Source organism: Mesorhizobium sp. LNHC221B00, from assembly GCF_000502935.1.
Lineage (GTDB): Bacteria > Pseudomonadota > Alphaproteobacteria > Rhizobiales > Rhizobiaceae > Mesorhizobium > Mesorhizobium opportunistum.
This window is the reverse complement of the sequence record NZ_AYWR01000002.1, coordinates 1-13,380: the sequence shown is the minus strand read 5'-3', so window position 1 is coordinate 13,380 and position 13,380 is coordinate 1. Positions and strand designations below refer to the sequence as shown.

At 63.7% G+C, this 13,380-nt stretch carries 11 protein-coding genes; 9 read left to right on the top strand and 2 right to left on the bottom strand.

The window, feature by feature from the left end; all coding sequences use genetic code 11:
- Nucleotides 1-69: 69 nt before the first annotated feature.
- The 8 genes from dusB to hflX all read left to right on the top strand — a co-directional run bounded on the left by dusB (nt 70) and on the right by hflX (nt 10,266).
- A complete protein-coding gene (dusB, locus tag X741_RS163775; protein ID WP_023776102.1) occupies nt 70-1,092 on the top strand; it encodes a tRNA dihydrouridine synthase DusB in 1,023 nt (340 codons plus the stop codon).
- Nucleotides 1,089-2,231: a nitrogen regulation protein NR(II) gene (locus X741_RS163780; protein ID WP_013895631.1), complete on the top strand. Its 1,143-nt coding sequence runs from the start codon at nt 1,089-1,091 to the stop codon at nt 2,229-2,231. The genes dusB and X741_RS163780 overlap by 4 nt, the downstream gene beginning before the upstream one ends.
- Nucleotides 2,228-3,688 (top strand): nitrogen regulation protein NR(I), encoded by a 1,461-nt coding sequence (gene ntrC, locus X741_RS163785; protein WP_013895630.1) that lies wholly within the window; start codon nt 2,228-2,230, stop codon nt 3,686-3,688. The genes X741_RS163780 and ntrC overlap by 4 nt, the downstream gene beginning before the upstream one ends.
- Before the next feature lie 127 nt (nt 3,689-3,815).
- The gene (locus X741_RS163790) at nt 3,816-6,101 is read left to right on the top strand and encodes a PAS domain-containing sensor histidine kinase (protein ID WP_023776101.1); all 2,286 of its coding nucleotides are present in this window, start codon (nt 3,816-3,818) and stop codon (nt 6,099-6,101) included.
- The gene (locus tag X741_RS163795) at nt 6,091-7,452 is read left to right on the top strand and encodes a sigma-54 dependent transcriptional regulator (RefSeq protein WP_023768848.1); all 1,362 of its coding nucleotides are present in this window, start codon (nt 6,091-6,093) and stop codon (nt 7,450-7,452) included. Before X741_RS163790 ends, X741_RS163795 begins: the two co-directional genes overlap by 11 nt.
- 168 nt (nt 7,453-7,620) lie before the next feature.
- A complete protein-coding gene (locus tag X741_RS163800; protein ID WP_023776100.1) occupies nt 7,621-8,484 on the top strand; it encodes a D-amino-acid transaminase in 864 nt (287 codons plus the stop codon).
- A gap of 144 nt (nt 8,485-8,628) precedes the next feature.
- Nucleotides 8,629-8,874 carry an RNA chaperone Hfq gene (gene hfq / locus X741_RS163805; RefSeq protein ID WP_006202172.1) on the top strand — a complete coding sequence of 82 codons (246 nt, stop codon included), beginning with the start codon at nt 8,629-8,631 and terminating at the stop codon, nt 8,872-8,874.
- Nucleotides 8,875-10,266 (top strand): GTPase HflX, encoded by a 1,392-nt coding sequence (hflX, locus tag X741_RS163810; protein WP_023776099.1) that lies wholly within the window; start codon nt 8,875-8,877, stop codon nt 10,264-10,266.
- Between the two features lie 60 nt (nt 10,267-10,326).
- On the opposite strand, the gene mazG is transcribed toward hflX, so the two are convergent.
- Nucleotides 10,327-11,151, bottom strand: a complete 825-nt coding sequence (mazG, locus tag X741_RS163815; protein ID WP_023776098.1) for a nucleoside triphosphate pyrophosphohydrolase — start codon at nt 11,149-11,151, stop codon at nt 10,327-10,329.
- 180 nt (nt 11,152-11,331) lie between these two features.
- Nucleotides 11,332-12,516 (bottom strand): amino acid aminotransferase, encoded by a 1,185-nt coding sequence (locus X741_RS163820; protein WP_023776097.1) that lies wholly within the window; start codon nt 12,514-12,516, stop codon nt 11,332-11,334.
- 267 nt (nt 12,517-12,783) lie between these two features.
- On the opposite strand from X741_RS163820, the gene X741_RS163825 reads away from it, so the two are divergent.
- A complete protein-coding gene (locus X741_RS163825; RefSeq protein ID WP_245272632.1) occupies nt 12,784-13,305 on the top strand; it encodes a sigma-70 family RNA polymerase sigma factor in 522 nt (173 codons plus the stop codon).
- The last annotated feature ends 75 nt before the right edge of the window (nt 13,306-13,380 follow it).

Genomic DNA, 13,380 nt, shown 5'->3' with positions numbered 1-13,380 from the left:
TCCGCGTTGCACATTGCGGCGGTTCTGGCTAGAGAATGTGCAACGAATGGACATGCTTGGTTTTTGTGCATGGTTAATGTGACCCAATTGGCCGCGCCGCTCGACGTCGGCGGCGTGAGTATCCGCAATCGCGTGTTCCTCGCGCCGATGTCCGGCATTACGGACCAGCCGTTCCGGCAGCGCGCCCATGCGCATGGCGCGGGCCTTGTCGTGTCCGAAATGGTGGCCAGCGGCGAACTCGCCAAGGGCCGGGCCGGCTTCGACCTGCGCATACGTCATTCCGGCCTGCCCGTCCATATGGTTCAGCTTGCCGGCCGCGAGGCGATCCATATGGCCGAAGGCGCGCGTATAGCCGCGGGCGAGGGCGCCGATATCATCGACATCAACATGGGCTGCCCGGCCAAGAAGGTCACCGGCGGTTATGCCGGCTCGGCATTGATGCTGGACCTCGACCATGCGCTCTCGCTGATCGAAGCCGTGGTCGGCGCGGTCAAGGTGCCGGTCACGGTCAAGATGCGATTGGGCTGGGACGAGGGCGCACTTAACGCGCCGACGCTCGCACGCCGTGCCGAGCAGGCCGGCGTCAGCATGGTCACCGTGCATGGCCGCACGCGCTGCCAGTTCTATCAGGGCAAGGCCGACTGGCGCGCGATTGCCCGCGTCAAGGAAGCCGTATCGATCCCGGTGGTCGCCAATGGCGATGTCTGTTCCCCGGCCGAGGCCGCCGCGATCCTCGAGCAGTCCGGCGCCGATGCAGTGATGGTCGGCCGCGCACATTACGGCGCGCCCTGGATCGCCGGCGGCATCGCAGCCGCGGCCAGGGGCGAAACGGCCGCCAATGTGCCGCAGGATCCCACGGCGCTGGCCGACTATGTCGTCGCCCACTACGAAGACATGCTGGCACTTTATGGCGTCGAGAGCGGCTTGCGGCAGGCGCGCAAGCACCTGGGCTGGTATCTCGATCGCCATGCCGTCGCCGACGACAGCCGGAAGGCAATATTGACCGCGTTTGAACCGCCACGCGTCATTGCCTTGCTGCGGGATGTGTTTTCGCGCGATCCGCAACCCTTGAACCTGCGGAGCGCCGCATGAACGCCACCGCTGGCCAGGGCATTGAAATGACCGATGCCGCGCAGATCGTGCTCAACACCATCCGCCGTCCGGTGATCATGATCAGCGAGGAAGGGTTCATTACCTTCGCCAATGCCGATGCCGAGGACTTCTTTCGGTCCAGCGCCACCATGCTGGCACGCAACACCCTGTCCAAGCTCATCCCGTTCGGCAGCCCGCTGCTGACCTTGGTCGACCAGGTGCGCGAGCGCCGGGCTCCGGTCAACGAGTACAGGGTCGACGTGTCGTCGCCACGCCTCGGCATCGAGAAGGTCGTCGATCTCTATGTCGCGCCAGTGCCCGAGTTTCCTGGCTCGGTGGTTGTGATGTTCCAGGAACGGTCGATGGCCGACAAGATCGACCGGCAGATGACGCATCGCGGCGCTGCGCGCTCGGTGACCGGCCTGGCGGCGATGCTTGCCCATGAGATCAAGAACCCGCTCTCGGGCATAAGGGGCGCGGCCCAGCTGCTCGAACTGTCCGCATCCGACGAGGATCGTGCGCTGACCCGGCTGATCACCGACGAGACGGACCGCATCGTCTCCCTGGTCGATCGCATGGAGGTGTTTTCCGACGAGCGGCCGATCGATCGTTACCCCGTCAACATCCATGTCGTGCTCGACCACGTGAAGGCTATCGCCAAGAACGGTTTTGCGAAAAGAATCAAGATATTGGAGGATTATGATCCATCATTGCCTCCGGTCTTCGCCAACCGCGACCAACTGATTCAGGTGTTCCTCAACCTGGTCAAGAATGCCGCCGAGGCGATCGGCAGCGACCCGCAGGGCGAGATCGTGCTTTCGACGGCGTTCCGGCCCGGCATTCGCGTTTCGGTTCCGGGCACGCAGGACCGCGTGTCGCTGCCGCTGGAGTTTTGCGTGCGCGACAATGGCTCCGGCGTCTCGGAAGATATCCTGCCGATCCTGTTCGACCCCTTCATCACCACCAAGCCGAACGGCTCGGGGCTGGGGCTTGCACTGGTCGCCAAGATCGTCGGCGAACATGGCGGCATCATCGAATGCGAATCGACGCCGCGTGCCACCACGTTTCGCATTTTGATGCCCGCCTGGAAGGAAACCCAGTTCGGTGCCGATGAAGACGGCGAAGGAGACCGCAAATGACCGTTCGCGGCAATATTCTCGTCGCCGACGACGATGCGGCGATCCGCACCGTGCTCAACCAGGCGCTCTCCCGCGTCGGCCACGAGGTGCGCGTCACCTCCAACGCCTCGACCTTGTGGCGCTGGGTGGCGGCGGGCGAGGGCGATCTGGTGATCACCGACGTGGTCATGCCGGACGAGAACGCCTTCGACATGCTGCCGCGCATCAAGAAGGCGCGGCCGGAACTGCCCGTCATCGTCATGAGCGCCCAGAATACCTTCATGACGGCGATCCGCGCATCCGAAACCGGCGCTTACGAGTATCTGCCGAAGCCCTTCGACCTGACCGAGCTCCTCAACATCGTCAACCGCGCGCTGTCGGAGCCGCGGCGGCCGAAGATCGACGCGCGGCCCGAAGAACAGCCCGACGCGATGCCGCTGGTTGGCCGTTCGGCGGCCATGCAGGACATCTACCGCATGCTGGCGCGCATGATGCAGACCGACCTGACGGTGATGATCTCCGGCGAATCGGGCACCGGCAAGGAACTTGTGGCGCGCGCGCTGCATGAATATGGCCGTCGTCGCGGCGGCCCGTTCGTTGCCATCAACATGGCGGCGATCCCGCGCGACCTGATCGAATCGGAACTGTTCGGGCACGAGAAGGGTGCTTTCACTGGTGCCCAGAACCGCTCCACCGGCCGCTTCGAGCAGGCCGAGGGCGGCACGCTGTTCCTCGACGAGATCGGCGACATGCCGATGGAGGCGCAGACGCGCCTGCTCCGTGTCCTCCAGCAGGGCGAGTACACGACCGTTGGCGGCCGCACGCCGATCAAGACCGATGTGCGCATCGTCGCCGCCACCAACAAGGATCTGCGTACGCTGATCAATCAGGGACTTTTCCGCGAGGATCTGTTCTACCGCCTCAACGTCGTGCCGCTCAGGCTGCCGGCCTTGCGCGAGCGCTCGGAGGATGTGCCCGATCTCGTGCGCCATTTCTTCAAGCTCGGCGAGATGGAAGGGCTGCAGACCAAGCGAATCTCGTCCGGCGGCATCGAGCTGATGAAGCGCTATCCCTGGCCGGGCAATGTGCGCGAACTGGAGAATCTCGTCCGCAGGCTCGCCGCGCTCTATTCGCAAGACGAGATTTCGGCCGAGATCATCGAGGCGGAGCTCAAGACCGGCGAGCGCCCCGTGGTGCCTGATGGCGGCAACCTCATTCCCGACGACCTGTCGATCGGCCAGGCCGTGGAGCACTTCCTGCAGCGCTATTTCGCCTCGTTTGCCGGTGAATTGCCGCCCGCTGGCCTTTATCAGCGCATTCTGTCCGAAGTCGAATATCCGCTGGTCCTGGCCTCGATGACGGCAACGCGCGGCAATCAGATCAAGGCAGCGGAACTGCTGGGGCTCAACCGCAACACGCTGCGCAAGAAGATTCGCGAACTGGGCGTCAATGTCTACAAATCATCGCGCCCGGGCTGAGCGCTGATCTGACGCGGTCTTTTCAGGGGACGGAACGGCGAAAGATTCCCGTCGTTGTCACACTTGTTGCATAATCGCCACAATGCGTTGCATAGATCGGACGCAATCATTGGCTCCATACGGCGACATGACTCCGCAGGCACCGAACCTCAACAAGCCGCTTTTCAGCGAACGTGGCACGCGCGACGGACGTCGCTTGCTGGCGCTGCCTGGCGTGGTGGCGGTCGTCGGCGCGCTGATCATGGCGGCTATCTCCTTCACCATCCTGGTCGGGGCGACGCCGATCGCACCCGATGCCAGGACGACCTGGGCGCTGATCGCGCTCAACGCGGTCTTCGTGCTCTTCCTCATCACGTTGGTTGCACGCGAGGTGCATCGCATCGTCATGGCGCGTCGGCATGGCAAGGCGGCCTCGCGGCTGCATGTGCGCATCGTCGCCATGTTCGCGCTTGTCGCCGCCATTCCGGCCATCATGGTGGCGATCATCGCCTCGATCACGCTCGATATCGGCCTTGATCGCTGGTTCGAGATCCGCACCAAGACGATCGTCAATTCATCGCTGTCGATCGCCGATGCCTATGTTCAGGAGAATGCCCGCAATCTGCAGGGCACGACACTGTCGATGGCCTATGACCTCGATGCGTCGCGTACGCTCTACGGCCTTGATCGCACGGGCTTCCTCGACCTCATGAGCAAGGAGGCCGTGGGCCGCTCGCTGGCCCATGCGGCGCTGATCAGGTCCGACGGCTCGTTCGTCATGAGCGCCAAGACCGATGCCGATTTCGCCATGCCGGAACCGCCGGAAGGCTCCGTCAGCGGCGCCACCGACGGCAGGCCGGTGCTGATCGAGCCGCGCACCCGCAACATCATGGGCGCCATCGTCAAGCTGCGTGAGATCGAGGGCATGTACCTCTACACCATCCGCTTGGTGGACCCCGAGGTGATCAAGGCGAGGCAGATCGTCAGGTCCAATACGGACGAGTATCGCAATCTCGAAGACAACAGGCGCACCTCGCAGGTGGCTTTCGCGCTGCCTTATCTGTCGCTGACGCTGATCATCATCCTGTCCGCGATCTGGACCGGCATTGCCGTCGCCGACCGTCTGGTGCGCCCCATCCGCCAGCTCATCGGTGCCGCCGACGAGGTGGCGACCGGCAATCTCGACGTCGCGGTTGCCGTCAGGCCCTCGGATGGCGACGTCGCCTCGCTTGGCGACACCTTCAACAAGATGCTGCTGGAATTGAAATCGCAGCGCAACGAGATCCTGTCGGCAAAGGACCTGATCGACGAGCGGAGGCGCTTTTCGGAAGCGGTGCTGGCCGGCGTCACCGCCGGGGTCATCGGCGTCGATCCCTTCGGCATCGTCACCATCGTCAACCGTTCGGCCGAATCGATGCTGGCGATCTCCGCCAGCGCCGCACTGGGACAAAACCTTTCCGCCATTCTGCCGCATGTCGGCCGTGTCTTCGAGATCGGCCGCCAGTCGGGCAAGCCGGTCTATCGCGAGCAGGTGACATTCTTCCGCGCCGGCACCGAGCGCACCTTCAACGTGCAGATCACCGTCGAGGCTGGCGACGACGGCTCGGAGGAGAAATCCTACGTGGTGACGGTCGACGACATCACCGACCTGGTGCAGGCGCAGCGTTCTTCCGCCTGGGCCGACGTGGCGCGGCGCATCGCCCACGAGATCAAGAACCCGCTGACGCCCATCCAGCTTTCCGCCGAGCGCATCAAGCGCCGCTATGGCAAGGTCATCACCGAGGACCGCGAGGTTTTCGACCAGTGCACCGACACCATCATCCGGCAGGTCGAGGACATCGGCCGCATGGTCGACGAATTCTCGGCTTTCGCGCGCATGCCCAAACCCGAGATGAAGGCCATCGATTTGCGCGAATCGCTGCGCGAGGCCTCGTTCCTGGTCGAAGTCAGCCGCGCCGACATCACCTTCGAGCGGATCTTCGGCAATGAGCCGCTCAAGGGCACTTTCGACAGCCGGCTGATGGCGCAGGCTTTCGGCAATGTGATCAAGAATGCCGCCGAGGCGATCGACGGATCGGAACAAACGGACGGTTCGCACGGCATAATCCGGATTCAAGCCGGGCGTCAGAATGGCGCGATCAGAATCGACGTCATCGACAATGGCAAAGGCCTGCCGCGCGAGAATCGCCAACGGCTGCTCGAGCCCTATATGACCACACGCGAGAAGGGCACCGGGCTTGGTCTCGCTATCGTCAAGAAGATCGTGGAGGACCATGGCGGCAAGCTGGAGCTCCATGATGCGCCTGCGGACTTCCATGGTGGGCGCGGCGCGATGATCAGCATCATCCTGCCGCCTGCCGCGGCTGCACCATCGCGTGGTGAAGCCAGGACGGAACACGAAAGAGAAACTGAAAAGGTCGGTAATGGCGTCTGATATTCTCATCGTCGATGACGAGGAAGACATCCGCGAGCTCGTCGCAGGCATCCTGAGCGACGAAGGTCACGAAACCCGTACGGCATTCGATGCCGACAGTGCGCTGGCTGCCATAGCTGATCGCGCGCCGAGGCTGATTTTCCTCGACATCTGGCTGCAGGGCTCGCGACTGGACGGGCTGGCGCTGCTCGACGAGATAAAGACTATGCATCCCACCCTGCCGGTGGTGATGATCTCCGGCCACGGCAACATCGAAACGGCGGTCTCCGCCATCCGCCGCGGCGCCTATGACTTCATCGAGAAGCCGTTCAAGGCCGACAGGCTGATCCTCATTGCCGAGCGTGCGCTCGAGACCTCGAAATTGCGGCGCGAGGTTTCCGACCTCAAGCTGCGCAGCGGCGAAACCTTCGACCTGATCGGCATGTCGTCGGCGATGAGCCAGCTGCGCCAGACCATCGAGCGCGTCGCGCCGACCAACAGCCGCGTCATGATCATTGGCCCCTCGGGCTCGGGCAAGGAACTGGCCGCGCGCGCCATCCACACGCTGTCGGCACGCAAGGGCGCACCGTTCGTGACGCTGAGCGCCGCCAACATAACGCCCGAGCGCATGGAGATCGAGCTGTTCGGCACCGAATCCAACGGTGTCGAACGCAAGGTCGGCGCGCTCGAGGAGGCCCATCGCGGCATCCTCTATATCGACGAAGTGGCCGACATGCCGCGCGAGACGCAGAACAAGATCTTGCGCGTGCTGGTCGAGCAGCAGTTCGAGCGAGTAGGGGGCACCAAGCGGGTCAAGGTCGATGTGCGCATCATTTCCTCGACCTCGCAGAACCTCGAGGCGATGATCGCCGACGGCCGCTTCCGCGAGGATCTCTATCATCGCCTGGCGGTGGTTCCGGTCACGGTGCCGGGGCTGGCCGAGCGGCGCGAGGATATTCCCTATCTGGTCGACAATTTCATGAAGCAGATCGCCCGCCAGGCAGGCATCAAGCCGCGCCGCATCGGCGACGACGCGCTGGCCGTGCTCCAGGCGCACAACTGGCCGGGCAACGTTCGGCAGCTGCGCAACAATGTCGAGCGTTTGATGATCCTGGCGCGCGGCGACGATGTCGATGCGCCGATCACCGCTGACCTTTTGCCCGCCGAGATCGGCGATGTCATGCCGCGCACGCCGAATCAGTCCGACCAGCACATCATGGCGCTGCCGCTGCGCGAGGCGCGCGAACAGTTCGAGAAGGACTATCTGATCGCGCAGATCAACCGATTTGGCGGCAACATCTCGAAGACCGCCGAATTCATTGGCATGGAGCGCTCCGCTCTGCACCGCAAGCTGAAATCGCTGGGCGTCTGACGAACGACGTCCATTCAGCCGCGCCTGGGCCAAGCATTTGCCGGTTACGGCGACGCCGGAATCGCATAAGAAACCGTTTCGAAATTCGCTCTGGCGCCGTCAGATGGCCGCCGGAGTAGAATTGCCAAACGGTTTTCAGAAGCCCGAGAGTTATCCCAGGGGTTGCCAATGCCGCGCATTGCCTATGTCAACGGGCGCTACGTCCCCCATGCGGACGCTTCCGTGCATATCGAGGACCGTGGCTATCAATTCGCCGACGGTGTCTACGAGGTCTGCGAGGTGGCGCGCGGCTTCATCGTCGACATGCCGCGCCACCTTGCCCGGCTCAACCGCTCGCTGGCCGAGCTGTCGATCGCCTGGCCGGTCACACGCAACGTGCTGCCGCTGATCCTGCGCGAGGTGGTCAACCGCAATCATGTCGTCAACGGCCTGGTCTATGTCCAGGTGACGCGCGGCGTCGCCAGCCGAGATTTTGTCTTTCCTTCGGCGGACACCAAACCGGCTTTGGTGGTGACCGCCAGGAAGGCGGACCCGGCGGCCGGCGCCAAGCGGGCCGAGAGCGGTATCGCCGTCATCACCGTGCCGGAGAATCGCTGGGACCGCGTCGACATCAAGAGCGTCGGGCTGTTGCCCAACGTGCTGGCCAAGCAGAAGGCCAAGGAGGCCGGTGCGCAGGAAGCCTGGTTCGTGGATGCCGACGGCAACGTCAAGGAAGGCGGCTCGTCGAACGCCTGGATCGTCACCAGGGACGGCGTCCTGGTCACCAGGCCGGCCGACCATGGCATCCTGCGCGGCATCACCCGCACCACCATGTTCGAAGTGGCGGCAAAGCTTGGTTTGAAGATCGAGGAGCGCGGTTTTTCCATCGCCGAGGCCAAGGCGGCACGCGAGGCGTTCATCAGCTCCGCGACGACGATTGCCATGCCTGTCGTGACCATTGACGGCGATCCGATCGCCAACGGCCACCCCGGCTCAATAACACTTTCGTTGCGGCAAGCCTTTTTTGACATTGCGGAAAAAAGTCCAGCCTGATAACCGCTCAGGTGGAATGAACATCAATATATCTCGTTCTGCTTGTCGTTACTGACGGCAAGACGGTGTTTGCGTGCTTGACATGTGCCGGCTAATTTGGCGCATTGGCTGCAAACCGAAGGGGATCGGCGAAAGACAAGAACAATGGCGGAACGATCGCAAAACCTTCAGGACCTGTTCCTGAATTCAGTTCGCAAGAGCAAGAACCCGCTCACCATCTTCCTCATCAACGGCGTGAAGCTGACCGGCGTGGTCACTTCGTTCGACAATTTTTGTGTGCTGCTGCGCCGTGACGGTCACTCCCAGCTCGTCTACAAACACGCCATTTCCACGATCATGCCGAGCCAGCCGGTTCAAATGTTCGATGGCGAGGAAAGCCAGGGCGCCTGATTGGCACGTGAGAAGGACGCGGACGCTACGGTTCGCGGAAAACCAACCCATCATCCCGGGACGGAAGCCGACGGTCCGACCCGGGCCGTCGTCATTGTGCCGGTGCTTACCCGCCAGCCTCGCGGCGACGACGAGACCAATCGTCCGCGGCTGACGCGTTCGGCCGATGCGCGCCATGACGAGGCGGTCGGCCTCGCCCGCGCTATCAACCTCGATCCGGTCCATACGGCGATCGTGACCGTCAACGACCCGCGGCCGGCGACCTTGCTCGGCAGCGGCAAGGTCGAGGAGTTCGCCGAAATCGTCAGGGAGCGCCACGCGGAGCTGGTCATCGTCGATCACCCGCTGACGCCGGTACAGCAGCGCAACCTCGAGAAAGAGCTGAACGCCAAGGTGCTGGATCGCACCGGGCTGATCCTCGAAATCTTCGGCGAGCGTGCCCGCACCAAGGAAGGCACGCTGCAGGTCGAGCTTGCCCATCTCAACTACCAGAAGGGGCGCCTCGTTCGCAGCTGGACCCACCTTGAGCGCCAGCGCGGCGGCGCCGGCTTTCTCGGCGGTCCCGGCGAAACCCAGATCGAGTCCGACCGGCGGCAGTTGCAGGAAAAGATCATCAAGCTGAAGCACGAGCTGGAGACCGTGCGCCGCACGCGCGACCTGCACCGCGCCAAGCGCAAGAAGGTGCCGTTCCCGGTGGTGGCGATCGTCGGCTACACCAATGCCGGCAAGTCGACGCTCTTCAACAGGCTGACCGGAGCGGACGTGCTGGCGCAGGACATGCTGTTCGCCACGCTCGACCCGACGCTTCGCCGCGTGCGCCTGCCGCATGGCACGCCAATCATCCTCTCAGACACGGTCGGCTTTATTTCGGATCTGCCGACGCATCTGATCGCGGCTTTCCGCGCCACGCTGGAAGAGGTGGTCGAGGCCGATCTCGTCATCCATCTGCGCGATATTTCCGACCCCGACACGGCGGCACAGGCCGACGACGTCGAGCGCATCCTGGCCGACCTCGGTGTCGACGCCGGTGACGCCAAGCGTGTCATCGAGGTCTGGAACAAGATCGACCGGCTCGACGAAGGCAACAGAAACCGGCTGCTTGCCGATAGCGCCGCCGGCAGCAAGGGCCCACCGATCGCCGTATCGGCAGTGACCGGCGAGGGTATCGATGCGCTGAAGGCGATCATCGAGACACGGATGGCAGGCGAGCTGGAGGATCTGACGGTGACGATCGAGCCGGCGCAGTTCGGTCTTGTCGACTGGCTCTACCGCAATGGCGATATCGTTTCGCGAACCGACAATGAAGACGGCAGCGCCACCATCTCGCTCAAGGCCACGCACAGCGCCCGCGAAGAGATCGAAAGCCGATTGCGCCGCAAAAACAACGGCTAGCCCCCAGTAATTCCAGGAAAAGTGTAGAACGGTTTTCCGTCTGGAATTGCCGCTATAGGCTCATGTCGCGCTTTTTGCTTCCTGCCAGAGTGCTTCCATCTCGGGCAGGGTCGCCTTCTCCAGCGTGTTGCCGGACTTCTCCAGGGCCTGCTCGACATAGTGGAAGCGCGACCGGAATTTTTCGTTGGTGCCGCTGAGCGCGGCTTCCGAATCGAGCTTGAGGTGACGGCCGAGATTGACGACGGCAAACAGCATGTCGCCGAACTCGTCCTTGATCGACGCGGTGTCGCCCTTGGCCAGCGCTTCGCGCAGCTCACCGATCTCTTCCTCGATCTTGTCGAGGATGGGTGCCGCTTCACTCCAGTCGAAGCCGACACGGGCGGCTTTTTCCTGAAGTTTCAGCGCCCGCGTCAGCGCGGGCAGGGCGACCGGAACGCTGTCCAGGAACCCCCTGCCATTGTCTTCCGGGTCGAGGCCGCGCGCCAGGCGGGCGTCTCGTTTCTCGGCCTTCTCCTGCGCCTTGATCTTCTCCCACATGCCCTTGGCCATGCCGGCGCCACGCGCCTTCTCGTCGCCGAAGACATGCGGATGGCGGCGGATCATCTTGGTGGTGATTGCCTGGACGACGTCCGGAAAGGCGAACGCGCCGGCCTCCTCGGCCATCTGTGCGTGGTAGACGACCTGCAGCAGGAGATCGCCGAGCTCGTCGCGCAGATCGTCGAGGTCGCCGCGCGCGATGGCATCCGCCACCTCATAGGCTTCCTCGATCGTATAGGGGGCGATGGTCACGAAATCCTGCTCGATGTCCCACGGACAGCCGGTCTTCGGCGCACGCAGCGCCGCCATGATCTCGATAAGGCGTGAAATGTCTTTCGATGGCGTCATCTAGAGCTATTCCAGGAGTGTGAAACGGTTTTCCGTCCGGAATTGCGTCAAAACGGAGAGCTGGAACGGTTCTGTGTTTTCGCGAAAACGCAGAACCGCTCTATTGGATGCTACCCTGCCGCCGGGCACCCGGCCAACGCCGTCAGCCGGCGAGGGCGCCTTTTCCACAGCTGAGCCGCATCAGTCGAGGACCGAGACGATCGCCTTGGCGAGGTCGTCCATGCCGTCCTCTGGCAGCCCGGCGACATTTATGCGGCTGTCGCCGACCATGTAGATGCCATGCTCGGCACGCAGCCGCTCGACCTGCGCCTCCGTGAGGCCAAGCCGCGAGAACATGCCGCGATGGCTGGCGACGAAGTCGAAGCGGTCGGAATTGGACTGCCGGCGCAGCGCCTCGGCGAACTGGACACGCAGCCTCAGCATGCGTAGGCGTATCTCTTCGAGCTCGGCTTCCCAGTCGGCGCGCAAATCGGCGTCTTCCAGCACGATGCGCACCGCCGCGGCTCCATGGTCCGGCGGCATCGAATACATGGCGCGCGCTGCCGACAGCATCTGGCTCATCGCCACATCGGCCTGGGCGCCATCCTTGGCCAGCACCATCGCCGCGCCGACGCGGTCGCGGTAAACGGCAAAGTTCTTCGAGCAACTCGACGCGACGACCATTTCCGGAACCTTCGCGGCCAGCAGCCGCAAGCCCAGCGCGTCGGCCTCGAGGCCATCTCCAAAGCCCTGATAGGCGATGTCGACGAACGGCAGCAGGCCGCGCTCGACGACCAGGCCGGTGACGGCCTCCCATTGGGCCGCGTCCAGATTGGCGCCGGTCGGGTTGTGGCAGCAGCCATGCAGCAGCACCACGTCGCCGCTATTGGCCGTCCGCAGCGCCGCCAGCATATCGTCGAAGCGCACAGCGCCCGACGCGGCATCGAAATAGGGATATTCACGGATCTGCAGGCCGGCGGCGCGCATCACCGGCATATGGTTTGGCCAGGTCGGGTCCGACAGCCAGACCGTTGCATCCGAACGCGTCCGCTTGAGCAATTCCGCCACCAGCCGCAGCGCGCCTGAGCCGCCCGGCGCCTGTGCCGCCCGGATGCGCGTCATGTCCGCGCCGGGGCCGAAGGCGAGCTTGGCCATCACCATGTTGAAGCCGGTATCCCCGGCAAGGCCGAGATAGGTCTTGGTGTCCTGGCCTTGCAGCAGCCGCTTCTCGGCCTCGCGCACGGCGCGCATCACCGGCGTCTTGCCGTCGCGGTCCTTGTAGACGCCAACGCCGAGGTCGACCTTGTTGGGGCGCGGATCGGCGCGATAGAGGCCGATCAGGGCAAGGATCTTGTCGGTGGGAGCTGGCTGCAGGTCTTCGAACATCGCTATGGTTCCGTTGGCGCGGCGGATTGATACTGAAATCGAGCCCGCTTCACCAGCGGTTTCGGTTAAAAACAAAGGCAGAAGTAACATTTGGCGATGCCACTGGTTGCGCCGGGAGATCGGCATCGGACAAACAGGACGGTTGCCCGGTTTTGCCGGTGAGGCGAGGGCCGCCGAGAACGATACCCCCAGGCGGACCCAACGAAAAATTGGCAGGGACCGGATTAAAATCCCCACATGCTCCGTAAACAGGGCATGAAACGGTCGATGCCACGCTTTGACATCATAGGACAGCTCGGCTCGCTGCGACGCTACGCCCGTTCGCTGACGCGCGACGGCGCGGACGCCGAGGACCTGGTGCATGACGCTCTGGTGCGCGCCTATGAGCGGCGCGGCACGTTTCGCTCCGGCGGCAATTTGCGCGCCTGGCTGCTGTCGATCGTCCACAACACGTTCATCGACCGCATGCGCTCGCGCCGCTCGGAAGCTGCACGCATCGAACAGGCCGGATATTTGGCCGACGGCAGCACGCCGGCGCCGCAGGAGCATTCGGTGCGCCTGGCGCAAGTGCGCGACGCCTTTTTCAGCCTGCCGGAAGAGCAGCGTTCGGCGCTGCATCTGGTCGCCATCGAGGGCCTTTCCTATCAACAGGCGGCCGACGCGATCGGCGTGCCGCTGGGAACGCTGATGTCACGTATTGGCAGGGCCCGGGCAGCACTCCGTCGGATGGAAGACGCAGCCCCGGCGCGCGGCAAAAATCATCTCAGGATCGTGGGAGGCGAGTCATGACGACCGCTGCAGTCGACCCCGTCACCGACGTCGATCTCGACGCCTATGTCGACGACCAGATCGACGTCACCCGCC